This window comes from Nocardioides okcheonensis, from assembly GCF_020991065.1.
Taxonomy (GTDB): Bacteria; Actinomycetota; Actinomycetes; order Propionibacteriales; family Nocardioidaceae; genus Nocardioides; species Nocardioides okcheonensis.
The window spans coordinates 3223175-3248024 of the sequence record NZ_CP087710.1 but is presented as its reverse complement, the minus strand read 5'-3'; the positions used below and the strand labels follow the sequence as shown (position 1 = coordinate 3248024).

25 protein-coding genes are annotated in these 24850 nt (G+C 73.1%); 7 read left to right on the top strand and 18 right to left on the bottom strand.

Going from position 1 to position 24850, the window contains the following annotated elements; genetic code table 11:
- Positions 1-154 precede the first annotated feature (154 nt).
- The 3 genes from LN652_RS15860 (at position 155) to disA (ending at position 3389) form a co-directional block, all read left to right on the top strand.
- On the top strand, positions 155-784 hold the full coding sequence (locus LN652_RS15860) for an ankyrin repeat domain-containing protein (RefSeq protein WP_230441577.1): 630 nt from the start codon (positions 155-157) through the stop codon (positions 782-784).
- 54 nt (positions 785-838) lie between these two features.
- Positions 839-2233, top strand: a complete 1395-nt coding sequence (gene radA / locus LN652_RS15855; RefSeq protein WP_230441576.1) for a DNA repair protein RadA — start codon at positions 839-841, stop codon at positions 2231-2233.
- A 73-nt stretch (positions 2234-2306) separates the two neighbouring features.
- Complete coding sequence (disA, locus tag LN652_RS15850) at positions 2307-3389, top strand: DNA integrity scanning diadenylate cyclase DisA (RefSeq protein WP_230441575.1); 1083 nt, start codon at positions 2307-2309, stop codon at positions 3387-3389.
- A 468-nt stretch (positions 3390-3857) separates the two neighbouring features.
- Here the strand turns inward: disA and LN652_RS15845 are convergent, their stop codons facing one another.
- Entirely contained in the window at positions 3858-4631 is a 774-nt protein-coding gene (locus LN652_RS15845) for a hypothetical protein (protein WP_230441574.1), read from the bottom strand.
- A gap of 68 nt (positions 4632-4699) precedes the next feature.
- On the opposite strand from LN652_RS15845, the gene LN652_RS15840 reads away from it, so the two are divergent.
- Positions 4700-5581 (top strand): HhH-GPD family protein, encoded by an 882-nt coding sequence (locus LN652_RS15840; protein ID WP_230441573.1) that lies wholly within the window; start codon positions 4700-4702, stop codon positions 5579-5581.
- Between the two features lie 17 nt (positions 5582-5598).
- On the opposite strand, the gene LN652_RS15835 is transcribed toward LN652_RS15840, so the two are convergent.
- From LN652_RS15835 to LN652_RS15795, 9 genes are all read right to left on the bottom strand, one after another.
- Positions 5599-8196 (bottom strand): ATP-dependent Clp protease ATP-binding subunit, encoded by a 2598-nt coding sequence (locus tag LN652_RS15835; RefSeq protein ID WP_230441572.1) that lies wholly within the window; start codon positions 8194-8196, stop codon positions 5599-5601.
- A 155-nt stretch (positions 8197-8351) separates the two neighbouring features.
- The gene (locus tag LN652_RS15830; RefSeq protein WP_230441571.1) at positions 8352-8897 is read right to left on the bottom strand and encodes a basic secretory family protein; all 546 of its coding nucleotides are present in this window, start codon (positions 8895-8897) and stop codon (positions 8352-8354) included.
- A 14-nt stretch (positions 8898-8911) separates the two neighbouring features.
- Positions 8912-9244, bottom strand: a complete 333-nt coding sequence (locus LN652_RS15825) for a histone-like nucleoid-structuring protein Lsr2 (protein WP_230441570.1) — start codon at positions 9242-9244, stop codon at positions 8912-8914.
- A 97-nt stretch (positions 9245-9341) separates the two neighbouring features.
- Positions 9342-10112, bottom strand: a complete 771-nt coding sequence (locus tag LN652_RS15820; RefSeq protein ID WP_230441569.1) for a type III pantothenate kinase — start codon at positions 10110-10112, stop codon at positions 9342-9344.
- A gap of 27 nt (positions 10113-10139) precedes the next feature.
- Entirely contained in the window at positions 10140-11045 is a 906-nt protein-coding gene (nadC, locus tag LN652_RS15815) for a carboxylating nicotinate-nucleotide diphosphorylase (protein WP_230441568.1), read from the bottom strand.
- A complete protein-coding gene (locus LN652_RS15810; RefSeq protein WP_230441567.1) occupies positions 11042-12709 on the bottom strand; it encodes an L-aspartate oxidase in 1668 nt (555 codons plus the stop codon). The genes nadC and LN652_RS15810 overlap by 4 nt, the downstream gene beginning before the upstream one ends.
- Before the next feature lie 9 nt (positions 12710-12718).
- Positions 12719-13135, bottom strand: a complete 417-nt coding sequence (panD, locus tag LN652_RS15805) for an aspartate 1-decarboxylase (protein WP_230441566.1) — start codon at positions 13133-13135, stop codon at positions 12719-12721.
- A 12-nt stretch (positions 13136-13147) separates the two neighbouring features.
- The gene (gene panC, locus LN652_RS15800; protein WP_230441565.1) at positions 13148-14074 is read right to left on the bottom strand and encodes a pantoate--beta-alanine ligase; all 927 of its coding nucleotides are present in this window, start codon (positions 14072-14074) and stop codon (positions 13148-13150) included.
- Positions 14071-14979, bottom strand: a complete 909-nt coding sequence (locus LN652_RS15795; RefSeq protein ID WP_230441564.1) for a Rossmann-like and DUF2520 domain-containing protein — start codon at positions 14977-14979, stop codon at positions 14071-14073. The genes panC and LN652_RS15795 overlap by 4 nt, the downstream gene beginning before the upstream one ends.
- 166 nt (positions 14980-15145) lie before the next feature.
- On the opposite strand from LN652_RS15795, the gene LN652_RS15790 reads away from it, so the two are divergent.
- Together LN652_RS15790 and LN652_RS15785 are read left to right on the top strand one after the other, a co-directional pair.
- On the top strand, positions 15146-15523 hold the full coding sequence (locus tag LN652_RS15790; RefSeq protein WP_329958434.1) for a PadR family transcriptional regulator: 378 nt from the start codon (positions 15146-15148) through the stop codon (positions 15521-15523).
- Entirely contained in the window at positions 15523-16248 is a 726-nt protein-coding gene (locus LN652_RS15785; protein WP_230441563.1) for a hypothetical protein, read from the top strand. The genes LN652_RS15790 and LN652_RS15785 overlap by 1 nt, the downstream gene beginning before the upstream one ends.
- Positions 16249-16260: 12 nt before the next feature.
- Here LN652_RS15785 and LN652_RS15780 read toward each other — a convergent pair whose 3' ends face one another.
- From LN652_RS15780 to LN652_RS15760, 5 genes are all read right to left on the bottom strand, one after another.
- Positions 16261-16926, bottom strand: a complete 666-nt coding sequence (locus LN652_RS15780) for a methionine ABC transporter permease (RefSeq protein WP_230441562.1) — start codon at positions 16924-16926, stop codon at positions 16261-16263.
- A complete protein-coding gene (locus LN652_RS15775; protein WP_230441561.1) occupies positions 16923-17951 on the bottom strand; it encodes a methionine ABC transporter ATP-binding protein in 1029 nt (342 codons plus the stop codon). Before LN652_RS15775 ends, LN652_RS15780 begins: the two co-directional genes overlap by 4 nt.
- Before the next feature lie 41 nt (positions 17952-17992).
- Positions 17993-18931 (bottom strand): MetQ/NlpA family ABC transporter substrate-binding protein, encoded by a 939-nt coding sequence (locus tag LN652_RS15770; protein ID WP_230441560.1) that lies wholly within the window; start codon positions 18929-18931, stop codon positions 17993-17995.
- A gap of 193 nt (positions 18932-19124) precedes the next feature.
- Complete coding sequence (locus tag LN652_RS15765) at positions 19125-20087, bottom strand: glycosyltransferase (protein WP_230441559.1); 963 nt, start codon at positions 20085-20087, stop codon at positions 19125-19127.
- Entirely contained in the window at positions 20084-21199 is a 1116-nt protein-coding gene (locus tag LN652_RS15760; protein WP_230441558.1) for a sulfotransferase family protein, read from the bottom strand. The genes LN652_RS15765 and LN652_RS15760 overlap by 4 nt, the downstream gene beginning before the upstream one ends.
- A 67-nt stretch (positions 21200-21266) precedes the next feature.
- Between LN652_RS15760 and LN652_RS15755 the strand changes: the two genes are divergently transcribed.
- Positions 21267-22379 carry a glycosyltransferase family 2 protein gene (locus tag LN652_RS15755; RefSeq protein WP_230441557.1) on the top strand — a complete coding sequence of 371 codons (1113 nt, stop codon included), beginning with the start codon at positions 21267-21269 and terminating at the stop codon, positions 22377-22379.
- 3 nt (positions 22380-22382) lie between these two features.
- Here the strand turns inward: LN652_RS15755 and LN652_RS15750 are convergent, their stop codons facing one another.
- The 3 genes from LN652_RS15750 to LN652_RS15740 are packed head-to-tail and all read right to left on the bottom strand — an operon-like array spanning position 22383 to position 24848.
- Positions 22383-23336, bottom strand: coding sequence for an ABC transporter substrate-binding protein (locus tag LN652_RS15750; protein WP_230441556.1), 954 nt, complete (start codon positions 23334-23336; stop codon positions 22383-22385).
- Between the two features lie 52 nt (positions 23337-23388).
- The gene (locus LN652_RS15745) at positions 23389-24153 is read right to left on the bottom strand and encodes an ABC transporter permease (protein WP_230441555.1); all 765 of its coding nucleotides are present in this window, start codon (positions 24151-24153) and stop codon (positions 23389-23391) included.
- Positions 24150-24848 carry an ABC transporter permease gene (locus tag LN652_RS15740; RefSeq protein ID WP_230441554.1) on the bottom strand — a complete coding sequence of 233 codons (699 nt, stop codon included), beginning with the start codon at positions 24846-24848 and terminating at the stop codon, positions 24150-24152. The genes LN652_RS15745 and LN652_RS15740 overlap by 4 nt, the downstream gene beginning before the upstream one ends.
- Between the last annotated feature and the right edge of the window lie 2 nt (positions 24849-24850).

Here is a 24850-nt window from a genome sequence, read left to right as displayed (position 1 = left end):
GCCACGCCCACCCCCGCGACCCCGCTGCACGGTGCGGTCGCGACGACGGGGGCCGATCTCACCGAGGTCCGGGTGCTGCTCGCCCGCGGCGCCGACGTCACCGCGACCGACGCGGCGGGGGCGACGCCCGCGCAGGTCGCGCGCACGCGCGGGCGTGACGACGTCGTCCGGCTGCTGCGGCCGCCGACCGGCGGTCCCGCGCCGGCGGAGGCGCTGCTCGCCGCCGCGTCGGGCGGGCGACGCCGACGCGGCCGCGCTGGCCCTGCGCGCCGGGGCGGACGTCGACGTGCGCGACGAGCGACGGCGTACGCCCCTCCTGCTCGCGGTCATCGACGACCGCCTCGAGGTGGCCGCGCTGCTGGCCCGGCTCGGCGCGGACCCCGACGCCGTCGACGTCCAGCGCGACACCCCGTGGCTGGTGACCGGCGTGACCGGCTCGGTCGCGATGGGCCAGCTGCTGCTGCCGCTCGACCCCGACGTCACGCTGCGCAACCGCTACGGCGGCGTCTCGATCATCCCCGCCTCGGAGCGGGGTCACGTCGCCTACGTCCGCTGGGCGCTGCAGCACACCCGCATCGACGTCGACCACGTCAACGACCTCGGCTGGACCGCGCTGCTCGAGGCGGTGGTCCTGGGCGAGGGCACCGAGCGCTGGCAGCGGATCGTGCAGGTCCTGCTGGCCCACGGCGCCGACCGCTCCCTCCCCGACCGCGACGGCGTGACCGCGCTGGAGCACGCCCGGGCCCGGGGCTTCGACGAGATCGCGGCGCTGCTCGAGGGCTGACCCGGCGGCCGGGCGTCCCGCGGCCTGTCGGTGGCCTCGCCTAGCGTGGGGACCATGTCGACGAAGGCCAAGGCCCGCCCCTCCTACCGCTGCTCCGAGTGCGGCTGGGAGACCGCGAAGTGGGTCGGCCGCTGCGGGGAGTGCCAGGCGTGGGGGTCGGTCGCGGAGGCCGGGGCGCCGACGATGCGGGCCAGCGCGGGACCGGTCACCTCCCCCGCCGTGCCGATCGGGCAGGTGCCGATCACCGAGTCGGTCGCCCGCACCAGCGGCGTGCCCGAGCTCGACCGGGTGCTCGGCGGCGGGCTGGTGCCCGGCGCCGCGATCCTGCTCGCGGGTGAGCCCGGCGTCGGCAAGAGCACGCTGCTGCTCGAGGTCGCGGCCCAGACGGCCCGGGTGCGCCAGCGCACCCTCTACGTCACCGGCGAGGAGTCGGCCGCCCAGGTCCGGCTGCGCGCCGACCGCACCGGCGGCGTCCACGACGAGCTGTTCCTCGCCGCCGAGACCGACCTCGGCGCCGTGCTCACCCACATCGAGCAGGTGCGACCGACGCTGCTCGTCGTCGACTCGATCCAGACCATCGGCGCCTCCGGGATCGACGGCGTCCCCGGCGGGGTCACCCAGGTCAAGGAGGTCGCGGCCGCGCTGATCCGCGTCGCGAAGACCCGCAACATCACCACGGTGATCGTCGGCCACGTCACCAAGGACGGCTCGATCGCCGGCCCGCGCGTCCTCGAGCACCTCGTCGACGTCGTGCTCCACTTCGAGGGCGAGCGCAACTCGCGCTTCCGGATGGTGCGGGCGATGAAGAACCGCTACGGCCCGATCGACGAGGTCGGCTGCTTCGACCTGTCGTCCGAGGGCATCGCCGCGGTCGCCGACCCGACCGGCCTGTTCGTCGAGCACCACACCCAGGACGTCTCCGGCACCTGCGTCGCGGTCACGATGGAGGGCCGGCGGCCGCTGCTCGCCGAGGTCCAGGCGCTGCTCACCCCCTCCCCGCTGGAGCGGCCCCGCCGCACCGTGTCGGGGGTGGAGTCCTCCCGGGTCGACATCGCCCTCGCCGTGCTCCAGCGCCACGCCCGCCTCCGGATCGCGGGGAGCGACACGTTCGTGGCCACGGTCGGCGGCGCCAAGCTCCACGACCCGGCGGCCGACCTCGCGATCGCCGTCGCGGTCGCCAGCTCCCACCTCAGCGTCCCGCCGCCGCGCGGGGCGGTGGCGATCGGCGAGATCGGCCTGGCCGGCGAGCTGCGGCGCGTGCGCGACCTGCCCCAGCGGCTCGCCGAGGCCGCGCGGCTGGGCTTCAAGGTGGCCGTCGTGCCGCGCGGGCGGGCCCTGCCCGGAGAGCGCGGCATCCCCAGCCACCGGATGGTCGACGGGCTGAAGGTGGTGGAGGTGGACGACATCGTCGGCGCGCTCCTCACCCTCGGGCTCACGCCTCCGCTCTGAGATCAGGCTCCCGCGCCCCTACACTTCACCCGACGGCGCCGGGGGCGCCCCGACACAGCAGGTGGAGGATCCGGTGGCAGAGCGCATCGACGAGCAGCTGCGCCTGCGCGCGACCCTGGCCTCGATCGCGCCGGGCACCCCGCTGCGCGACGGCCTCGAGCGGATCCTGCGCGGACGCACGGGTGCCCTGATCGTCCTCGGCCAGGACAAGCTCGTCGACTCGATCTCCACCGGCGGCTTCACCCTCGACGTCCCGTTCACCGCGACCGGGCTCCGCGAGCTGGCCAAGATGGACGGCGCGATCGTGGTCGACAAGGACATCACCCGCATCCAGCGGGCCGCGGTGCACCTGATGCCGGACCACACGATCCCCTCGGAGGAGACCGGCACCCGGCACCGCACGGCCGAGCGCGTCGCGAAGCAGACCGGCCACCCGGTCATCTCGGTGTCGCAGTCGATGCAGATCATCGCCGCCTACGTCGGCGACATCCGCCACGTGCTGGAGGACTCCGGCAAGATCCTCTCCCGCGCCAACCAGGCGCTCGCCACCCTCGAGCGCTACAAGCTGCGCCTCGACGAGGTCTCCGCGACCCTGTCGGCGCTGGAGATCGAGGACCTGGTCACGGTGCGCGACGTCGCCGTCGTGGCCCAGCGCCTGGAGATGGTGATCCGGATCGCCCGCGAGATCGAGGACTACGTCCTCGAGCTCGGCACGGACGGCCGGCTGCTCTCGCTCCAGCTCGAGGAGCTGGTGACCGGCGTCGACGCCGAGCGCGAGCTGGTCGTGCGCGACTACCTCCCCGGCAGCCGCCGCCGCAGCTCCACCCCCGAGGCACACCTCGCCGACCTCGAGGCGCTCTCGTCCACCGAGCTCGTCGACCCGGCCGCCGTCGCCCGCGCGATCGGCCTCGGCGGCGCCGAGCACCTCGACGGCGCCGTCGCGCCCCGCGGCTACCGCCTGCTCGCCAAGGTGCCGCGCCTGCCCGCCGCGGTCGTCGACCGGCTGGTCGAGCACTTCGGCGGCCTGCAGCAGCTGCTCTCGGCGGGGGTCGACGACCTCCAGGCCGTCGACGGCGTCGGCGAGCTGCGCGCCCGCAGCGTCCGCGAGGGCCTCTCCCGCCTCGCCGAGTCGAGCATCACCGAGCGCTACATCTGAGACACGCAGCGGCGACCGAGGAACGAGGTCGACGCGGGCGGCCACGGCCGGGAAGAACTGCGGCCGCGCGACCGCACGGGACGTCCGCGGCGCGTCGTACGGCCGCAGTTCTCCGACGACACACCTCCGGACCCGCGGACCCACGCCTCCGTCCGCACCCCGACGACCACCTCGCGCCAGCGGTGCCCCACCCACACTCCGGCCGCGCAGAACGTGGCTCAGCCACCGCCCGTACGCGCGGCCGCGCCTGAGGTCCCCGGATATCCGGGGACTTCCGAGGGAGCGTGGAACATCCGAGCCACCAGGTGACCCCGGAGCTCCACGATCTTCGGGGACCACCGCCGGCACGATCACTCCGACCTTGGCGGTGAGTGAGGGGGACTTCGCACGCCCAGAACCCCCCTCACGCACCGCTCCGGGACGGCAGCCGGCGGCAGGCCCACCCACACCGTGCGCGCAGACGGAGCCTCAGCCCTCGGGGTTGCCCTGGACGTCCGGGGCGCCGTCGCGCTTCTTCTTGCCCTTGCCGTCCTGCTGCTGCGGCTGGGCGGTCTCGGTGACCACGCCCGGCTGCGGGGCGACCAGCTCGAACTGCACGTCGGTGCCGTCGCCGCCCAGCGCGGCGGTCTCGACGTGGTAGAAGCCCGGGAGCGCCCAGTCGGTGCGGCCCGAGCAGGTGTCGTCGGAGCGCTTGGCGCCCTTCCAGGTGACCACGACCGGGGTGTCGACGGCCTGGCGGACCACGACGTCCTGCGGGGTGATCGACGCCGGGCACTGGCGGGTGCTCCAGATGAAGTCGTCGCCCGAGGTGATGGTGACCGTCAGCGTCTGCGGCGACACCTGCCAGGTGCAGGCGGCGGCGTCGAGGGTGCGGAGGTTGATCGTGATCGGGACGTCCGCACCGCCGGTCGCGGAGACGAGCGTCGGCGTGGCGACGATGTCGGCGTCGGAGCAGGGCCCGCTCGGCTCGGCCAGCACCGGCTCGGGCGGCACGGTCTCCTGCCCCTTCTTGCCTGCGGGCACTTGCGCGGTGGGTCCGGCGGTGGGGCCCACCGGGGGCGCCTGCACCTCGGCGCCGGCCTGCCGGGCGGCGCCGGTCGCGCCGTCCGAGCCGTCGGAGGAGCCGGTCAGCACCCGTGCGAGCACCACGACCAGGAGCAGCGGGACCGCGAGCACGACCAGGCGGCGGCGCCAGTAGACGCGCGACGGGAGCGGTCCCCGGGGTCGCACCTTCGTCGCCATGGGGTCAGGTTAGGGAGGTGAGGGCCCATCGCGGCGGAGGCGCACCGGCCTCACCTACGATCACCGCGATGGAAGCCGCCACGACCGCCGCCCTGCACGCGTGCGTGCTCGACTGGTACGACGACCACGCGCGCGAGCTGCCCTGGCGGGGCCCGGAAGCGACGCCCTGGTCGGTCATGGTCAGCGAGTTCATGCTGCAGCAGACGCCGGTGGCGCGGGTGCTGCCGGTGCACGAGGCGTGGCTGGAGCGCTGGCCCACGCCCGCGGACCTCGCCGCCGAGCCGACCGGCGAGGCGGTGCGGATGTGGGGCCGGCTGGGCTACCCGCGCCGCGCGCTGCGCCTGCACGCCGCCGCCGCCGCGATCGTCGAGCGGCACGGCGGCGAGGTGCCCGCGTCGTACGACGACCTGCTGGCGCTGCCGGGCGTCGGTGACTACACCGCGTCGGCGATCGCCAGCTTCGCCTTCGGGCAGCGCCACGTCGTGCTCGACACCAACGTGCGCCGGGTGCTGGCGCGGGTGGTGTCGGGCGTCGAGTTCCCCGCCACCGCGGTGACCCGCGCCGAGCGTGACGTCGCGACCGCCCTGCTGCCCGACGACGACGCGACCGCCGCGACGTGGGCGGTGGCGACGATGGAGCTCGGCGCGCTGGTGTGCACCGCGCGCCAGCCGGCTTGCGGGGCCTGCCCGGTCGCCGACCTGTGCGCGTGGCGCGGCGCCGGCTTCCCGGCGTACGACGGCCCGCCCCGCCGCGGCCAGGCGTGGGCCGGCACCGACCGGCAGTGTCGCGGCCGGATCATGGCGCTGGCGCGCGAGGCCGACTCGGTCGGCGCCGCCCAGGTCGAGGCCGCGTGGCCGCAGGCGGAGCAGCGCGAGCGCTGCCTGGCCGGCCTGGTCACGGACGGCCTCCTGACGCAGATCACCCCGGGGCGCTGGGCGCTCCCGGGGTGATCTGGTGACTCAGCGGGTCAGGACGGGTCGCGGGGCACGTCGACCGGCCCCTCGGTGTCGTCCGGCCCCTCGAGGTTGCCCTCGTCGTCGCGCTGCGGCTCGAGCGCCAGGTCGGCGGTCTCCAGCGGCGGCATGTCCGGCACGGCCGAGTTCTTCTGCCCGCGGAAGGTGAACGTCGCCGTCGGGCCCTCGCCCTCGACGTCGACCAGGACGATCTGTCCCGGGCCGACCTCGCCGAAGAGCATCTTCTCGGCGAGCACGTCCTCGATCTCGCGCTGCACCGTGCGGCGCAGCGGACGGGCACCGAGGACCGGGTCGAAGCCGCGCTCGGCCAGCAGGTCCTTGGCGGGCTGCGTCAGCTCCAGCGACATGTCGCGGTCCTTCAGGCGCAGCTCGACCGCGGCGATCATGTTGTCGACCATCGCGATGATCTGCTCGCGCGACAGCGGCGGGAAGACCACGATCTCGTCGACGCGGTTGAGGAACTCGGGACGGAAGTGCTGCTTGAGCTCCTCCGACACCTTGCTCTTCATCCGCTCGTAGGAGCCCGCCGGGTCCGCACCGACGGCACCGAAGCCGAGGTTCACGCTCTTGGCGATGTCACGCGAGCCGAGGTTCGTGGTCATGATGATGACGGTGTTCTTGAAGTCCACCACCCGGCCCTGCGAGTCGGTCAGGCGACCCTCCTCGAGGATCTGCAGCAGGCTGTTGAAGATGTCGGGGTGGGCCTTCTCGACCTCGTCGAAGAGCACCACCGAGAACGGCTTGCGCCGCACCTTCTCGGTGAGCTGGCCGCCCTCCTCGTAGCCGACGTAGCCGGGGGGCGAGCCGAAGAGGCGCGAGACGGTGTGCTTCTCGGAGAACTCGCTCATGTCGAGCTGGATGAGCGCGTCCTCGTCGCCGAAGAGGAACTCCGCGAGCGTCTTGGACAGCCACGTCTTCCCGACGCCGGACGGGCCGGCGAAGATGAACGAGCCACCGGGGCGCTTGGGGTCCTTGAGCCCGGCGCGCGTACGACGGATGGCGCGGCTGAGCGCCTTGACGGCGTCCTCCTGGCCGATGACGCGCTTGTGCAGCTCGTCCTCCATCTTGAGCAGCCGGGTCGACTCCTCCTCGGAGAGCTTGACGATCGGGATGCCCGTGGCGACGGCCAGGACCTCGGCGATCAGCTCCTCGTCGACCTCGGCGATCTCGTCGAGGTCACCGGCGCGCCACTGCTTCTCGCGCTCGGCACGCTTCGCGGCGAGCTGCTTCTCCTCGTCGCGCAGGCGGGCCGCGGCCTCGAAGTCCTGCCCGTCGATCGCGGCCTCCTTGCGCTGGCGCACGTCGCCGATCTTCTCGTCGTACTCGCGCAGGTCCGGCGGCGCGGTCATCCGGCGGATCCGCAGGCGGGAGCCGGCCTCGTCGATCAGGTCGATCGCCTTGTCCGGCAGGAACCGGTCGGAGATGTAGCGGTCGGCCAGCGTCGCGGCCGAGACGAGCGCCTCGTCGGTGATGGTCACCCGGTGGTGCGCCTCGTAGCGGTCGCGCAGGCCCTTGAGCATCTCGATGGTGTGCGCGATCGACGGCTCCTGCACCTGGATCGGCTGGAAGCGGCGCTCGAGCGCGGCGTCCTTCTCGAGGTACTTGCGGTACTCGTCGAGGGTGGTGGCGCCGATGGTCTGCAGCTCGCCGCGGGCCAGCATCGGCTTGAGGATGCTGGCGGCGTCGATCGCGCCCTCGGCCGCGCCGGCGCCGACGAGGGTGTGGATCTCGTCGATGAACAGCACGATGTCGCCGCGGGTGCGGATCTCCTTGAGCACCTTCTTCAGGCGCTCCTCGAAGTCACCTCGGTAGCGCGAGCCGGCGACCAGCGCACCCAGGTCGAGGGTGTAGATCTGCTTGTCCTTGAGCGTCTCGGGCACGTTGCCCTTGACGATGTCCTGCGCGAGGCCGGCCACGATCGTGGTCTTGCCGACGCCGGGCTCGCCGATCAGGACGGGGTTGTTCTTCGTGCGGCGCGACAGGATCTGCATCACGCGCTCGATCTCCTGCTCGCGCCCGATCACCGGGTCAAGCTTGCCCTCGCGAGCGGCCTGGGTGAGGTTCTGGCCGAACTGGTCGAGCACCAGCGAGCTCGAGGGGGCCTCGCCGCCGGAGCCGGCGGCCTGGGCGCCGGCCGTGGTCGACTCCTTGCCCTGGAAGCCGCTGAGCAGCTGGATGACCTGCTGGCGGACCCGGTTGAGGTCGGCGCCGAGCTTCTGCAGCACCTGCGCCGCCACGCCCTCGCCCTCGCGGATCAGGCCGAGCAGGATGTGCTCGGTCCCGATGTAGGAGTGCCCGAGCTGGAGCGCCTCACGCAGGGAGAGCTCGAGCACCTTCTTGGCACGCGGGGTGAACGGGATGTGGCCGGACGGGGCCTGCTGGCCCTGGCCGATGATCTCCTCGACCTGGGCGCGCACGGCCTCCAGGGAGATGTCGAGGGACTCGAGGGCCTTGGCTGCGACGCCCTCGCCCTCGTGGATGAGGCCGAGCAGGATGTGCTCGGTCCCGATGTAGTTGTGGGAGAGCATGCGGGCCTCTTCCTGGGCCAGCACGACAACTCGCCGGGCTCGGTCGGTGAACCGCTCGAACATGTGCGCTCCTCTACGTCTGCGTGGTCCGCTCGCCTCCCGCGGGGACGGGAGAGCGGACACTGGGCTCAACGCCCGAGATCAGCCTACGTGTTCCCGCTCCGCTCACCAGAGCGTCCGCTGACAGCGAACGGGCGACGCCGCCACCGACGGGGCTCTCACCCGGCCTGCGCCGCCTCGTAGTCCGCCACGACGTCCGCCAGCGCCCGCCCGTCGGGCGTGAACCGCTGCTCGTCGTGACGACCGCGGCGGGCCTGCTCCACCGCGTGGGCGACCGTGCCCGGCGACCGTTCCTCCAGCCAGGCCAGGAAGTGGGCGGTGGTCTGGTAGCCGGCCGTCGCGGCGCCCGGCTCGTGGTGCGGCGCGGACCAGGGGGCGTGCAGCCCCACGTGGTTGCGCGCGAGGTCGGCGACGCCCTCGAGCAGCCACGACGTGCCGGGCGGGATCCGGGTGAGCGCCAGGAGCGCGTGGGAGAGCTCGTGGACCACGGCCCCCGCGTCGTCGGGGTGCTCGGCGAACCACGGCTCGGACAGCAGCACGTGGTTGCGCACGCAGTACGCCGCGACGTCCGCGCGCCGCACCACGTGCACGCGCACGCGGGGCAGCGGTTCCCGCAACCCCATCAGCCCGGCCACCGCCGGCGTGTGCTCACGGACGACGTCGCGGCCCCACGCGCGCATCGCGGCGCGCCGCCGGAAGCCCACGGGGTCGGCAGTGATCAGTGCGCGGCGTCGTAGGCCTGCTGCACGTCCGCGGAGATCCGGCCGCGCTCGGAGACCTCCATGCCCTGCGCCTTGGCCCACTCGCGCACGTCCTTGGTGTTCGACGACGAGGACGAGGAGCCGCCCGACGAGCGACGGGTGCGGCGCGCGCCGCCGGTCACCTTGCGCGCGTGGCCGACGTAGCCGCTGAGCGCCTCGCGCAGGGCCGCCGCGTTGGCGTCGTTGAGGTCGATCTCGTAGGAGGTGCCGTCGAGCCCGAACGTCACCGTCTCGGTGGCCTCGGTGCCGTCGAGGTCGTCGACGAGAACGATGTTGACCTTTTGAGCCATGGCGAATTCCTTTGCTTTTCACAATTGCGGACGAAAAGCAGTGTGGCAGCAAACAAGCGCGCGCACAAAAGGGTCAGGAAAGACCTGACAAGGCAATTCAGGAATTGCGCTCGAATACCAGTCGTAAACCCTGGAGCGTGAGCCACGGGGAATGGTCGGTGAAACACCCGCAATCGTCGACGACGAGGGGCGCGAGGTGCCCGGTGGAAATGACCGAGACGTCGGCGACAGGCTCCGCGAGCTCGGCGATCATGCGCGCCACCAGGCCCTCCACCTGCGCGGCGACGCCGAAGACCATGCCGCTCTGCAGCGCCTCGACGGTGTTCTTCGCGATCACCGACCGCGGTCGCGCGAGCTCCACCTTGCGCAGCTGGGCGCCGCGGCGGCCGAGCGCCTCGAGGGAGATCTCGATCCCCGGGGAAATCGCCCCGCCGACGTACTGACCGCGGCGGTTCACGACGTCGAAGGTGGTCGCGGTGCCGAAGTCGACGACGATCGCCGGACCCCCGTGGAGGGTGGCGGCGGCGAGCGAGTTGACGATGCGGTCGGTGCCGACCTCGCGCGGGTTGTCCATCAGGACGGGGATCCCGGTCCGGATCCCGGGCTCGACCACGATCGCGCGGACGTGGGAGAGGTGGCGCTCGATCATCTCGCGCCACTCGTGCAGGACCGCGGGGACGGTCGCGCACACCGCGATGCCGTCGACGGAGTCGAGGGCCGGGCCGAGCAGGCCCCGGATCAGCACCGACCACTCGTCGGCGGTGCGGCGCTCGTCGGTCGCGACCCGCCAGTGGGCGGTGACCTCCTCGCCGTCGAGCACGCCGAGGAACGTGTGGCTGTTGCCGATGTCGGCGGCGAGGAGCGTCATGTCAGTGACTCCTGGTGGGTGCGGTGCTCATTCGACGAGGTCGAGGCCGAGGTCGAGGACGACGACGGAGTGGGTGAGGGCGCCGACCGAGACGAAGTCGACGCCGGTGGCCCCGATCCGCGCGGCCCGCTCGAGGGTGATGCCGCCGCTGGCCTCGAGCGGCACCCGACCCGCGGTCCGGCGCACCGCCTCGGTCATGGTCGCGTCGTCCATGTTGTCGAGCAGCACCCGCTCGGGCACCTCGGGCAGCGCGAGCAGCTCGTCGAGCTGGTCGAGGGTGGTCACCTCGACCTCGACGGGCAGCCCGGGGTAGCCGGCGCGGATCGCGGCCAGCGCCGGCACCACCCCACCCGCGGCGATCACGTGGTTGTCCTTGACCATCGCCATGTCGGTGAGGCCGAAGCGGTGGTTGACCCCGCCCCCGCAGCGCACCGCGTACTTCTGCAGCGCGCGCAGGCCGGGCAGCGTCTTGCGGGTGTCGAGGACCCGGGTCGGCGACCCCGCGAGCGCCTCGACCCAGCGAGCGGTCGCGGTGGCGATGCCGGACAGGTGGCTGGCGAGGTTGAGGGCGGTGCGCTCGGCGACGAGCAGCTGGCGGGTCGGTCCGGCGACGCGCAGCACCACGTCGCCGCGCTCGACGCGGGTGCCGTCTGGCAGCCGGTGGGTGACGTCGGTGCCGAGGAGGTGGAAGACGAGGGCCGCGACCGCGAGCCCCGCCACGACGCCCGGCTCGCGGGCCGCGAGGACGGCCTCTGCGGTGGCGTCCTCCGCGATCGTGGCCCAGCTGGTGGGGTCGGGCGGACCGTCGGGGAGGTCCTCGGCCAGGGCTCGGCGGACGACGTCGCGGACGTACGCCTCGTCGAGCCCGGCCGCGGCCAGGTCGGCGCGGACGTCGGCCGGGAGCGCGGCCGTGGTGTCGAAGGGGGTGCTCATGCCGGGGCCTCCGTCGTGGTCGGGTCGGTCGAGGGTGCGTGCGACCACTCGACGCGGACCGTGCCGTCGGGTTCGAGCCACGCGTCGACGTGCCCGGCGCGGGTGTCGTCGCGGTCGGGGAAGTCCTCGCGCCAGTGCGAGCCGCGGGTCTCGGTGCGGAGCGAGGCGGCCTCGGTGAGGGCGGTGCTGACCGTGACCAGGTTGGTGGTCTCCCAGGCGGGCGTGCCGACCACGGGGTCGCCGTGCTCGAGGGCCGCGAGGACGTCGAGGGCCTCGGCGAGGCCGTCGGCCTGGCGCAGCACCCCCACCCGTGCGGTCATCACCTCCTGGAGCGCGCGGCGCCGGTCGCCCGAGACCAGCCCGACGGGTCGCGCGTCGTCGGCGGGCTCGGCCCAGGGCCGCAGCTCGGTGGGCAGCACGTCGGCGATCCTGCGGGAGAAGACCAGCCCCTCGAGCAGCGAGTTCGAGGCCAGCCGGTTGGCGCCGTGGACCCCCGAGCAGGCGACCTCGCCGGTGGCGTAGAGCCCGGCGACGCTGGTGCGGCCCCACAGGTCGGTGGCGACGCCGCCCGAGGCGTAGTGCTGCGCGGGCGCCACCGGGATCAGCTCGGTCACCGGGTCGACGCCGTGCTCGCGGCAGACGCGGAGGATGGTGGGGAACCGGCGCTCCCAGAACGCGGCTCCGAGGTGGCGGGCGTCGAGCCACATGTGCGGCCGGCCGGTCTCGAGCATCCGGCGGGTGATCGCCTTGGCGACGACGTCGCGAGGTGCGAGGTCGGCCAGCTCGTGCTGGCCCTGCATGAAGCGGGTGCCCTCGAAGTCGACGAGGAACGCGCCCTCGCCGCGCACCGCCTCCGAGATGAGCGGCTGCTGGCCCTGCGACTCGGGACCCAGCCACATCACCGTCGGGTGGAACTGGACGAACTCGAGGTCGCGCACCCGCGCGCCCGCGCGGAGCGCGAGCGCCATCCCGTCGCCGGTCGACACGCTCGGGTTGGTGGACTGGCTGAACACCTGCCCCAGTCCGCCGGAGGCGAGCACGACCGCCCGGCAGTGGACGGCGCCGACGCCGTCGTGCTGCCCCTCCCCGAGCACGTGCAGGGTCAGCCCGGCCACCCCTCCGTCGGGGGCCGTCAGCAGGTCGACGGCGAGCGCGTGCTGCACGACCTCGATCGCGGGCGCGCGCTCGACCGCGGCGATCAGCGCGCGCTGGATCTCGGCGCCCGTGGCGTCGCCCCCGGCGTGGGCGATCCGGTCGCGGTGGTGCCCGCCCTCGCGGGTCAGGGACAGCTCGCCGTCGGGGTGGTGGTCGAACTGGGTGCCGAGCGCGATCAGCTCGCGCACGGCGTCGGGCCCCTCGGTCACCAGCACCCGCACGGCCTCGACGTCGCAGGCCCCGGCGCCGGCCACCAGCGTGTCGCGCTCGTGCTGCTCGGGGGTGTCGCCCGGACCCAGCGCGGCTGCGATCCCACCCTGGGCCCACTGCGTCGAGCCGGCGGCGAGCACGTCCTTGGTGACGACCAGCAGTCGCAGGTCGGGGTCGGCCGCGTGGATGCGCAGCGCGGCCGTCAGCCCGGCGATGCCGGACCCCACCACGACGACGTCGGCCCGGGTCGTCCACCCGGGGGCCGGCGCGCGCAGGCGACCGGGCAGGCTCTCGCTCATCCCGGCAACCTATCGAGCCAGCGCGTCGCCCCGCCGCAGGGTCTCGTCGTCGAACGTCTCGGCCGGGTCGAAGCCGGTGCCCATGATCGCGTTGTCGGCGTCGACGAACACCACGTGCGGCTGGTGCTCGCGCGCCTCCTCGGTGGTCATCTGGCCGTAGGCGATGAGGATCACCACGTCGCCGGGGTGCACGAGGCGTGCGGCGGCGCCGTTGATCCCGATCACGCCGGAGCCGCGCTCGCCGGCGATCGTGTACGTCTCCAGGCGGGCGCCGTTGGTGACGTCGACGATGTGCACGAGCTCGCCGGGCAGCAGGTCGGCGGCGTCGAGCAGGTCCTGGTCGACGGTCACCGAGCCGACGTAGTGCAGGTCGGCCTGGGTGACGGTGGCCCGGTGGATCTTGGACGTCATCATGGTGCGCAGCATCAGCCGCTCCTCTCAGGGTGTGGTCGAGGCCGCAGGTGCGGTCCCCGCCTGTCTCGCATCGGGGGCGATGCGGTCGAACACGATCGGCAGGTTGTCGATCAGTCGCGTGCTGCCGAGCCGGGCGGCGACGAGGATCCGGCCCTCGCCGGTCTCCGGCGGCTCCCCGAGGTCGACCGAGGTGAGCGCGAGGTAGTCGAGCTCGAGCGACGGCTCGTCCTTGAGCACCGACATCGCCGCCCATCGCGCGGCGGGCACGCCGTAGGCCGCGCGGTCCTGCGCGGCACGCAGCGCCCGGGACAGCACGACAGCGGCGCGGCGCTGGTCGGCGTCGAGGTAGGCGTTGCGGCTCGACAGCGCGAGGCCGTCGGCCTCGCGGACCGTCTCGGCGCCCACGACCTCGATGCCCAGGCACAGGTCCTGCACCATCCGTCGCACCAGGACGAGCTGCTGGTAGTCCTTCTGGCCGAAGACCGCGACGTCCGGGCGGACCAGCCCGAAGAGCTTGGCCACCACGGTGAGCACGCCGTCGAAGTGTCCCGGCCGCGACTCCCCGTCGAGGATCGTCGCGAGCGCGCCGGGCGCGACGGTGACGCCGTCGTGCGCGGAGTCGTGGCGGAAGCCGCCGGCGTACATCTCCTCGACGGCGGGCGCGAAGACGACGTCGACGCCCTCGGCGGCGCACACCTCGAGGTCGGCGTCGAGGGTGCGGGGGTAGCGGTCGAGGTCCTCGGTCGGGGAGAACTGCATCGGGTTGACGAAGATGCTGACCACGACCGGTCCGTCGGTCGCGGCGCGGGCGGTGCGCATCAGGCTGGCGTGCCCCGCGTGCAGGGCGCCCATGGTCGGGACGAACGCGACCCGTCGTCCGTCGCGACGGGCGTCGGCGAGCAGCGCGGCGAGCTCCTCGCGGGTGCGCGCGAGGACGGGCGTCGAGGTCACCGCCGGTCGGTGCCCGCGGCCACGAACGCCTCGGCGGCGTCGAGGACCTGGGCCATCTTGGCGGCGCGGATCGGCAGCAGCCGACCGTCGGTGGCGGCCCGGCCGAGCGTCGCGTGGGCGAGCGCGAGGTAGGACGGCAGCGTCTGCGGCGCGTTGGCGAGGAGGTCGGCGAGGTGGGCCCGGACGGTCTCCACGTCGCCGCGCACGATCGGACCGGTGAGGGCGGCGTCGCCGTGGCCGAGGGCGTTGTCGAGGGCCGCGGTCAGCAGCGGGCGGAGCGTGGCGGCCGGGTCGTCGGCGCCGGCGGCGGAGAGGATCTCCATCGCCTCCGAGACGAGGGTGACGAGGTGGTTGGCGCCGTGCGCCAGACCGGCGTGGTAGAGCGTGCGACGGTCCTCGGGGACCCACATCGGACGGCCGCCCAGGTCCGCGACGAGGCGCTCGGTCAGCTCCCGGTCGGCGTCGTCCGCCGTCACGCCGAACACGCAGCCGGTCAGGCGCGGCAGGTCGACCGCGGTGCCGGTGAAGGTCATCGCCGGGTGCATCGCGACGGTCGGGGCGCCGAGCGCACGGGCCGGCTCGAGCACCGCGAGGCCGTGCCGGCCGCTGGTGTGCACCACGACCTGGCCCGCCCGGATGGCGCCGCTGTCGCTGAGCACGCGCACCACGTTGGCGAGCATGTCGTCGGGCACCGTGAGCAGCAGCAAGTCGCTGGCGCGCGCGACCTCGGTGGGCTTGGCGCCCTCCACCCCGGGGAGCAGCGCCTCGATCCGCCCGCGGGAGGCGTCGGACTCGCCGGCGGCCGCGACCACGTCGTGGCCGGCGTCGCGGAGCACCCGGGCGAGGACGGCGCCGACACGGCCGGCTCCGATCACGCCCACCCGGAAGGCAGGGTCATGCGTCATGGTGTGACCTCTTCGTTTCAGTCCCTCGCGGGTACCGATCTACTGCGATCAACACCGAGCCTACGCCCGCCGATTCCGGGCGGTAACCCGCCGCAGGGGTGACGCACGCCACGCCGACGGGCCGCAGAGGGTTGACGCGCCGACTAGTTGGCGTGACGATCTAGTCATGGCGACAACCTACTCCAGCGAGACCAGCTGGCCGACGGAGTGGCTCCGGGGTGCGCTCAGCGTCTGCGTGCTCCACGTGATCGCCGACGGACCGACCTACGGCTACGCGGTGGCCAGCACGCTGGCCGACGCCGGCCTCGGCACCATCAAGGGCGGCACGCTCTACCCGCTGCTCGGACGCCTCGAGGAGGCCGGCCTGGTCTCCGTCGAGTGGCGCGCCGGCGACGGCGGCCCGGGGCGGAAGTTCTACTCGCTCACCGACGCCGGACGCGCGGAGCACGAGCGCCAGGCCGAGCACTGGCGGGCCTTCGCCGACTTGACCACCTCGTTCCTCGACAGCCCTGCGCACGCCGCGCCGACCCGGAAGGCTCCCTGATGACGATCGACACCCGTACGCCCCACGTCGAGACCGACTGGTCCGAGGCCTTCCTGCTCGAGCTGCGCCTGCGCGGCGTCGACGGCCGACGGATCGGAGCCGCCCTCGCCGAGGTCGAGGCGCACTGCGCCGAGAGCGGCGAATCCGCGCGATCGGCGTTCGGCGACCCGGTGACCTACGCCGACGACCTCGACCTCGCTCCGGCAGCCCCGTCCTCCGACCTGGCGCGCGAGGTTGCGACCACCGGGCTGGGACTGGTCTCGATGCTGCTCACGCTCGGCGCGGTGGCGGCCTGGCGCACGGGCGACGACCTCGAGCTCACCACGGGGCTGGTCGCGGTCGTGGCGCTGGCCGCCGCCGGGTCCGCTCTGCTCGTCCGGTTCGCAGAGGCGCTGCTGCGTGCCCTCGTGCGCCGCTGGTGGGTGGCACTGGTGGGGTGCATCGCGCCGATCGCGCTGTTCGTCGCCGTCCTCGTCCTCGCCCGGCAGACCCTGCTCACGGTGCCGGCGGTCCCCGCTCTGGGAGCGGGCGTCGCCCTCTTGGCCGTGCACACCGCACTGGCCCTGCGCGGTCCCGACCTCTCCGACCCCGTGATCGGCCCGGACGAGGCCGGCGGCGCGGGCACGATGCGCGAGGACGCGGCGTCGCGCGGACTCGATCGACTGGGCCCGTGGCTGACACTCGTGCTCACCGTCGTCATGGCGCTGCCGCTGCTCCTGCTCTGAAGCGAACGGGGCTCAGCGGCGCAGGATCCGCCGCGCCGCGGTGTTGCCGGCAAGCTGGCCGACCTGCACGAGCGCCACGATCACCACGACGGCGGTCCAGGTGACGACGGTGTCGAACTGGCGGAAGCCGTACTGCAGGGCGAAGTTGCCGAGCCCGCCGCCACCGATCACGCCGGCGATCGCGGTCATGTCGACGATCGCCACGAACACGAAGGTGTAGCCGAGCACGAGCGGGCCGAGCGCCTCGGGGATGACCACCGTGCGCACGATCCGGGCCCGGCTGGCCCCGACCGAGCGGGCCGCCTCGATGACGCCGGGGTCGACGGTCACCAGGTTCTGCTCGACGATCCGGCTGATGCCGAACATCGCCGCGACGGTCAGGCCGAAGACGATCGCCGGGTTGCCGATGCCGGTGCCGACGACGACCCGGGCGAGCGGCTGCACGGCCGCGATGAAGATGACGAACGGGATCGGCCGGAAGAAGTTGACCAGCACGTTGAGCACCGCGTTGACCGGGCGGCTGGCGTAGAGACCGCCGCTGCGGGTGACGTAGAGCGCGAGCCCGAGGAGCAGCCCGAGCAGGCCGCCCATGGTCAGGGTGAGGGCGACCATGTAGAGGGTCTCCCAGGCCGCGGTCCAGAAGAGCGGCCAGAGCTGGCCGATGTTGCTGTCGCTCATCGCTGGAGCTCCTTCACCGGGACGAGTGCCCGTACGTCGTCGAGGGCGGCGTCCACCGCCCCGTGCTCGCCGTCGAGGGCGAGGGTCAGGTTGCCGAATGTGTCGCCCTGCACCTCCTCGATCCCGCCGTAGACGAGCTCGAAGCGCACGCCGTGCTTCAGCAGCAGCGCGAACACGTCGCTCTGGCGCACCTCGTCGCCGCGGAAGGCGAGCTTGACGAAGCGGCCGGGGTGGCGCGCGTGCAGCGCGGCCAGCGCCTCCGCGTCGGGCTCGTCGTCGACGATGGTGCCCACGAAGCGGCGGGTGACGGGCTGCTGCGGGTCGGACATCACCTGCAGGACCGGCCCCTCCTCCACGATCCGCCCCGCCTCCATCACGACGACGCGGTGGGCCAGGCTGCGGACCACGTCCATCTCGTGGGTGATCACCACGATGGTGATGCCGAGCTCGCGGTTGACCCGGCGCAGCAGCGCCAGCACCTCCTGGGTGGTCTCCGGGTCGAGGGCGCTCGTCGACTCGTCGGCCAGCAGCAGCTTCGGGCTGGTGGCAAGCGCGCGGGCGATGCCGACGCGCTGCTTCTGCCCGCCCGAGAGCTCCTCGACGTGGGCGTGCGCCTTGTCGGCGAGGCCGACGAAGTGGAGCAGGTCGGAGATCCGCTTGTCCCGCTCGGGCTTCGCGACGCCCGCCACCTCCAGCGGGTAGGCGACGTTGCCCCACACCGTCCGGGAGCGGAACAGGTTGAACTGCTGGAAGATCATCCCGATCCCGAGGCGCACCTCGCGCAGCTCGCGCTCCTTGAGGCCGGTGATCTCGCGGCCGGCGATCCGCACGCTCCCCGAGGTCGTGGTCTCGAGGGCGTTGACCAGCCGCACCAGCGTCGACTTGCCGGCGCCGGAGTAGCCCACGATGCCGACGATCTCGCCCTCCTCGACGCTCAGGTCGACCCCGCGGATGGCCTCGACCGGCGCGCGGCCGCGACCTCCCGGGAACGTCTTGTGCACGTCGGTCAGCTCGACGAGCGGCATCGTGGACTCCTCCTGTGGTTCTGCTCGGACTGCTGGACGGGCTACTGCTGGGCCGCGGTGTCGGCCTCGACCTTGTCGAGGGCCGTCTGCAGCTCGTCCTGCGGGACCTTCACCAGCTCGGCGGTGCCGCCGGAGACGTCCTGCACGCCGTCGAGCACGGCCTGGGTGTCCTGGTAGATCTCGACGAGCTTGAGCAGCGTCGGGTCGTCACGGTCCTCGGCGCGGACCGCGAAGACGTTGACGTAGGGCAGCGCGTTGGGGTCCGAGGCGTCGTCGGTGGCGAGGGCGTCCTCGAACTCCAGCCCGGCCTTCTCCACGAAGTCGTTGTTGACGATCGCGGCGGCGACGTCGGGCAGCGAGGTCGGGGTCAGGTCGGCCTTGATCGCCTTGACCTCGACGCGGGAGGCGTCCTCGTCGATGTCGGCGAGGGTGGAGTAGATCGTGCCGCCGTCCTTCAGCGTGATGAGCCCGGCGGACTGCAGGATCAGCAGGCCGCGGGCCTGGTTGCTGTCGTCGTCGGGCACGACGACGGTGTCGCCGTCCTGGATCTCCTCGACCGAGTCGTACTGCGTCGAGTAGAGGCCGAGCGGGTAGATCGCCGTCGAGCCGAGCGGCACGATGTCGCCGTCGTTGGCGGTGTTGTACTCGGCCATGTAGACGAGGTGCTGGAACTGGTTCACGTCCAGCTCGCCCTCGGTCAGCGCCGGGTTGGGCTGGGTGTAGTCGGCGAAGTCGCGGACCTCGAGGTCGATGCCCTCCTCGGCGGCGGCGTCGGCGAAGGTCTGCCAGTACGGGTCGCTGGCGCCGACCGTGCCGAGCACGACCTTGCGGTTCTCGGCGCCGGCGGTCGCACCGGCGTCGTCGCCGCGGGTGAGGAACACCGCCGCCACGACGGCGAGGACCACCACGACGGCGGCGCCCACCAGGAGCGGGGTGCGACGCGAGGAGGGCGGCGCGATCTGCGGGAGGTTCTCGGACATGGCGGTGAGCCTTTCGTCGTACGTCGTCGAGTGCGGGGCGTCAGGCGTCGGGAGACGTGCCCGGGCCGTCGCAGACACAACACTAAGTCAATCGACTAACAACAGTTGAATCGCGACGGCCGCCAACCGGTGGAACCGGCGGGCGGCGCGGGGCTATCCCGATGCGGGTGTGAACCGCCTCACGGAGCGCGGGTCAGGCGCGCAGGTGCAGCCTGGCGTGGTCGGGGTCGTCGACGACGAACGGGCGCGGCGCGCGCGGCAGCCAGGTGTGGGTGACGTGGTCGACGACGTGGACGCCCTCGGGGGCGACGATCTCCACCACGCCCTCGGGCACCTGGCCGTCGTGGAGCGCGTTCCAGACCAGCCACTCGCGGCGCTTGCGCCGGTTGCGGATCGAGGTCGCGAACGACTCGGGGTTGGTCCAGTGGGCGAACTCGTCGCCGTCGAGCCACTTGAGCTCGACGCACAGCCCCTGCGGGAGCGCGAACATCTCGATCCGGTCCGGCGTGGTGCGGATCTCCCACTCCGGTGCCTTGGCGTAGACGTAGTCGGGGCTCATCGGGAAGCCCCACTCCTCGATGTTGCGCAGCCCCAGGTCGAGGAACGCGCGGCGGTCAGACTCGATGTAGAGGCCGTGGCGCGGGAAGCGGATCACGGCCTCGGCCATCCCGACCTGCCAGGACAGGTCGGACATCGACACCTCGCCCTCGGTCGTCAGCACCATGTCGCCGTCCCACTTCCAGGAGTAGCGGGTGCGGACGTGGGAGAAGCACCAGTTGTAGAAGTAGGCCAGCGAGTGCACCGAGCGCTCGTTGACCGCGAGGTGCTCGGCACCGGCGCGGGCGACCGCGAAGGGGTACTCCTTGAGCGTGAACCGGTCCGACAGACCGTGCTCGGCGGCGACGCGCAGGGCCTCCTCGCCGGTCCCGTCGTCGGAGCCGTTGTCGACCAGCAGCACGTGGTCGCAGGCGCGCAGCAGCGGCGGCAGCACGAACCGCAGGCCGGGGGCCTCGTTCTTCACCCGCAGCACCGCGGTGGCGCCACGCCGCAGCGCGCCGGGCCCACCGCGCTCGTCGGCCCAGGGCCAGACGATGTCGTAGTCGGCGTGGCCCTCGAGGTTGGTGATCCCCCGGCCGGCGCCGACGGGGACGCTCACTGCTCGTTCCCCGTCCCCGCAGCGTCCCGCTCGCGGCCGAGCGCCTTGCGCACGCCGCGGCGCACGCCCGGGGGGATCGCGGCGCGCACGTCGTGGGGCACCCGGTCGGCGAGCGACCTCGACGGCGCCTCGGCCGCGGCCTCGGCGGACGCCTGGCGGCGGCCCTGGAGGCGGGCGTGGACGGCCGACGAGCGGCTGATCGCCGCCGCCTCGTCGTAGAGGTCGACGTACTCGTCGCGCAGCTGGTCGAAGGTCGCGTGCGCGGCCGGGGTGTCGCCGCCCTCGTCGGCGAGCTTGTTGAGCTCGTCCCACGTGGTCGCGGTCAGCTCGTGGAGGCGTCGCGGCAGCCCGAGGTCGTCGAGCGTCGAGGTCACCCGCCGCAGCGTCGGGTCGATGAAGCGGTGCACCTCGCGGATCTGGTCGCTGCGGGTGTGGATGATCGTCTGCAGGTCCAGCGCGTGGCCGAGCCCGGTCACCGTCCGCACCCAGTCGCTCAGCAGGTCCTCGTAGCGCACGAAGACGCGGCCGCCGTCGCCCTCGGCGGGCCGCGTGGCGCGCTCGGTGTGGAGCAGCATGTTGACCCAGCTCGCCGCGAGGTGGGCCGAGCCGAGCTTGTTGGCGTAGTACTTCTGCTTCGACCCGACCACCTCGGCCGGCGGCCGCAGCATGGTGGCGAAGACCGGCGTGGCGCCGGTCCGGATCGCGGCGACCCGCCACAGGCCGAGGAACCAGCTCAGCCGCGGGTCCTTCACGACCAGCTCGGGGTGCTCGGCGAAGTGCGGCTCGAGCCACTCGCTGACCCGGATCCGCGCGGGCTCGCGGCTGCAGATGCGGCCGGTGTCGAACCACGCGTTCGGGCGTGCGTCGCTGACCTGGACCAGCGCCTCGGCGAGCCACTCGTCGTGGACGTCCACGACCCACTGCGGCTCGCTGAAGCCGCGCGGGTTGGAGTCGTCCGGCGGGACCTCCGGCAGCGGCACGTGCATGCCCAGCTTGGACACGATGCCCGCCAGCGTGCTGGTGCCGCTGCGTCCGGCGCCGGCGACGAAGAGGACCTTGCGGGACACTCCGTCGGGGTTCATCTCGTCGATCGCTCTGGGCTGCTCGGTCACGGCGGGCAGCCTACCGGCGCCACGCCCGGCGCCCGGTGCCCGCGGCGGTCCCCTAGGGTCGTCGGTCATGAAGCGGCTGTTCTCCCGGGCCCCGCTGCTCGGGGTGGTGATCCCTGCGTGGGGGGTCGAGGACTACCTCGACGACTGCGTGCGCTCGCTGCTCGCGCAGACCCACACCCGCTGGCAGGCGGTCATCGTCGACGACGGCTCGACCGACCGCTCCGGCGACCTGGCCGAGGCCTGGGCGGCCCGCGACCACCGGATCACGGTGGTGCACCAGGCCAACGCGGGACTCGGGGCGGCCCGCAACACCGGCGTCGCCCACGTGCGCGGCGACTACGTCGCCTTCCTCGACTCCGACGACGTGCTGCCCCGCACCGCGTACGCCGACCTGGTCGGGTCGCTGCAGGAGTCGGGCTCCGACCTCGCGACCGGGTCGGTCGTGCGCTGGGAGCACGGCGCGCTCACCGAGCCGCCGTGGATGCGGCGCCTGCACCGCCCGCTGCGGGGCGCGCGGGTGGAGGACCGGCCCGAGATCCTCGGCGACGTGTTCGCGTGGAACAAGGTCTGGCGCCGGTCGGCCTGGGACGCCGCGGGGCTGACCTGGCCGGAGGGGGTGCGCTACGAGGACCAGCCGACGACCACCCGCGCCTTCCTCGACGGCACCTTCGACGTGCTCGAGGAGGTCGTCTACCACTGGCGGATCCGCGCCGGGTCGATCACCCAGACCCGCGCGTCGTCGGTGGCCGACCTCACCGACCGGTGGGAGACCAAGCGGATGGCGCTGTCGTCGGTGCAGGCGCACGGCGACGCCGAGGTGGAGCGGGTCTTCCGCGACCGGGTGCTGGCCGGCGACCTGTGGCGCTACTTCCTGCTCGTGCCCGGGTGCACGCCCGACTGGTGGCGGCTGCTGCGCTCCGGCGTGCTGGAGCTGTGGGGCCGCCGCTCGCTCGTGCACAGCGGGCTGCCGCCGGTGCACCGCCTCGCCGGCTGGCTGGTCGAGCAGGACCGCCGCGCCGACGTCACGGCGCTGATGGGGTGGGTCGCGACGCTCGACGGGCCGGCCCCCCGGGCCCAGGACATCGCGACCGGCGCCTGGCGGCTCTCGATCCCGCCGTCGGTCCTCGACGAGACGACCGTGGCCCCGGAGGCCTTGGCACTCCGGGACCACGAGGTCTGACGATCAGCCGAGCAGGCCCTCCGAGGTGAGGAAGTCGTTGGCGACGTCCTCGGGCTTGGCACGGTCGACGGCCATCTGGCCGTTCATCTCGGTGAGGTTCTCGGTGGTGAGCGCGGCCATCAGCGGGTTGAGGATGTCGGCCACGTCGGGGTGGTCGGCGAGGAACTCGGCGGAGACGGCCGGCACCAGGTTCTGGGCGGGCTGGATCTCCTTGTCGTCCTCGAGGACGACGAGGCCCTGCGACTCCAGGGTGCCGTCGGTGGTGGAGGTCTCACCGAGCTGGGACTCGCCGCTGAGCACCGACTGGTAGGTCTGGTCGGAGGCGTAGCCGAGCTCCAGCACCTTGGTGACGTCGATGCCGTACTGGTCGGACAGGCCGCCCTCGCAGTCGAGGCGACCCTCGCAGTCGGGCGCCGCGGCGAGCACGACGCTCGTGCCCTCGAGGTCGGAGAGCGTGGTGACGCCCTCGGACTCGGAGTACTCCTGGGTGACGAAGAAGGCATTGGTGTCGGTGGCCGGCGAGATGTCGAGGAGCTCGATCCCGGCGTCCTCGAGGAGGCTGGCTCCGTCGTCGGCGAGCTGCTGGCCGTCACCGGCCTCGAACGGCTCGGCCTGGTCGCCGTTGGCCTGGGTGTTGAGGAAGTTGACGATGCCGCCGACGTACTCCGGGACGATGTCGACGTCGCCGGGGAAGGTCGGCATGTAGGCGTCGCGCGAGTCGACGAGCTTGGTCTCGACGGTGTAGCCGGCGTCCTCGAGCAGCTGCTCGTACATCGACGCGACGAGGGTGGCCTCGGGGAAGTTCTGACCGGCGATGGTCAGCGAGCCCTTGTCGGCGGAGCCGGAGGTCGCGTCGGAGCCGGAGTCGGTGTCGCTGGACAGGTCGTCGCCGGCACAGCCGGTGAGCGTGAGGGCGCTGGCCGCGAGGACCGCGGCGAGCGAACGAACCAGGTGCATGGTGATCCTTCTGTGTCCCGCAGCGTCGCTGCGCGTGTCCGGAGGTGGGTCGTCAGCCGACGGATTCGGCGGGCTGGTCCACGGTAGCCGGGTTCACCGACAGCGCGTCCTTCCGACCACGGGGCGGCGCACCCCTGCGGGTGGGGTCCGCGGCGCGCTGGACGAGCGCGGCGAGCAGCTCGAGCACCAATGCGACCACGGCCACCACGAGGGCGCCGGCGATGCCCTTGCCGTAGTTGGAGCGGAAGAACCCGTCGGTGATCACCTGGCCCAGCCCCGGGCCGGCGACGAGCGCGGCGATGGTCGCGGTCGCCCACACCTGCACCAGCGCCAGCCGAAGGCCGGACACGACCAGCGGCAGGCCGAGCGGCAGCTCGACGCGCCAGAACCGCTGGGTCCCCGTCATGCCCATCCCCCGGGCGGCCTCGCGCACCTCGGCCGGGACCTCGCGCATGGCGACGTAGGCGTTGGTGATGATCGGCGGCAGGGCGAAGAGCGTGAGCGCGATCAGGGTGGCGAGCCCGGCGCGGCCGTACGGGCCCAGGCCGTCGGTGCCCGGCCACGGCGCCACGACCAGGAGACCGAGGAGCGCGAAGGTCGGGATCGCCCGGCCCACGTTGGAGATGTTGATGGCGAGGAACCCGCCCCGCCCGAGGTGACCGAGCCACAGCGCGAGCGGCAGCCCGACGACCATCGCCATCAGCAGGGCGGTCACGGTCAGCAGCAGCTGCTGGCCGAGCAGCGCGGCGATCCCGTCGCTCCCCGACCAGCTCGCGCCGTCGGAGAGGTATGCCCACATGTCGCTGAAGACCCTCATGCGCGCGCTCCCCTCGTCCACGGCGTCAGCGCTCGCTGCGCCAGCACCAGGACCACGTCGAGGAGCACCGCCAGGACCACGCACAGCACCGAGGCGGTGAACAGCTCGGCGCGGAAGTTGGTGAGCACGCCGTCCTTGATCAGGTTGCCGAGCCCGCCGTAGGCCACCAGCGAGCCGACCGTCGTCAGCGCGACCGTCGACACCGTCGCGACCCGGAGCCCGGCCATCACGACGGGCAGCGCGAGCGGCAGCTCGACCTTGAGCAGCAGGCCGCCGCGGCCGTAGCCGAGGCCGGTGGCCGACTCCCGCACGTCGGCGGGCACCGCGCGCAGGCCCTCCAGCAGGCTGCGGACCAGGATCGTGAGGGCGTAGAGCGCCAGCCCGATGACGACCGTCGTGGCGGTCAGCCCGGTGAACGGCACCAGCAGCGGGAACAGCGCGAGCGAGGGGACGGTGTAGATGCCGGTCGTGATCGCCAGGACGGTCGACTCCAGGCGCGGCAGCCGCCGCGCGAGCAGCGCGAGGGGGAAGGCGATGACCAGCCCGAGGAGCACCGACACGACCGTGATCCCGAGGTGCTGGAGGGTCGCGTCGACGATCTCGGAGCGCCGGTCGGCGACGTAGTCCGCGCAGATCCAGTCGTTGACGAGGCGGCTGTAGCAGCTCGGGTCGTCGGCCACCCCCAGTAAGGTCACCG

Coding starts and splice junctions, on each gene's coding strand:
- radA (WP_230441576.1), top strand. CDS start 839: ATGTCGACGAAGGCCAAGGCCCGCCCCTCCTACCGCTGCTCCGAGTGC.
- LN652_RS15845 (WP_230441574.1), bottom strand. CDS start 4,631: ATGGCGACGAAGGTGCGACCCCGGGGACCGCTCCCGTCGCGCGTCTAC.
- LN652_RS15840 (WP_230441573.1), top strand. CDS start 4,700: ATGGAAGCCGCCACGACCGCCGCCCTGCACGCGTGCGTGCTCGACTGG.
- LN652_RS15835 (WP_230441572.1), bottom strand. CDS start 8,196: ATGTTCGAGCGGTTCACCGACCGAGCCCGGCGAGTTGTCGTGCTGGCC.
- LN652_RS15825 (WP_230441570.1), bottom strand. CDS start 9,244: ATGGCTCAAAAGGTCAACATCGTTCTCGTCGACGACCTCGACGGCACC.
- LN652_RS15820 (WP_230441569.1), bottom strand. CDS start 10,112: ATGACGCTCCTCGCCGCCGACATCGGCAACAGCCACACGTTCCTCGGC.
- nadC (WP_230441568.1), bottom strand. CDS start 11,045: ATGAGCACCCCCTTCGACACCACGGCCGCGCTCCCGGCCGACGTCCGC.
- LN652_RS15810 (WP_230441567.1), bottom strand. CDS start 12,709: ATGAGCGAGAGCCTGCCCGGTCGCCTGCGCGCGCCGGCCCCCGGGTGG.
- panD (WP_230441566.1), bottom strand. CDS start 13,135: ATGCTGCGCACCATGATGACGTCCAAGATCCACCGGGCCACCGTCACC.
- LN652_RS15795 (WP_230441564.1), bottom strand. CDS start 14,979: ATGACGCATGACCCTGCCTTCCGGGTGGGCGTGATCGGAGCCGGCCGT.
- LN652_RS15790 (WP_329958434.1), top strand. CDS start 15,146: ATGGCGACAACCTACTCCAGCGAGACCAGCTGGCCGACGGAGTGGCTC.
- LN652_RS15785 (WP_230441563.1), top strand. CDS start 15,523: ATGACGATCGACACCCGTACGCCCCACGTCGAGACCGACTGGTCCGAG.
- LN652_RS15780 (WP_230441562.1), bottom strand. CDS start 16,926: ATGAGCGACAGCAACATCGGCCAGCTCTGGCCGCTCTTCTGGACCGCG.
- LN652_RS15775 (WP_230441561.1), bottom strand. CDS start 17,951: ATGCCGCTCGTCGAGCTGACCGACGTGCACAAGACGTTCCCGGGAGGT.
- LN652_RS15770 (WP_230441560.1), bottom strand. CDS start 18,931: ATGTCCGAGAACCTCCCGCAGATCGCGCCGCCCTCCTCGCGTCGCACC.
- LN652_RS15755 (WP_230441557.1), top strand. CDS start 21,267: ATGAAGCGGCTGTTCTCCCGGGCCCCGCTGCTCGGGGTGGTGATCCCT.
- LN652_RS15750 (WP_230441556.1), bottom strand. CDS start 23,336: ATGCACCTGGTTCGTTCGCTCGCCGCGGTCCTCGCGGCCAGCGCCCTC.
- LN652_RS15745 (WP_230441555.1), bottom strand. CDS start 24,153: ATGAGGGTCTTCAGCGACATGTGGGCATACCTCTCCGACGGCGCGAGC.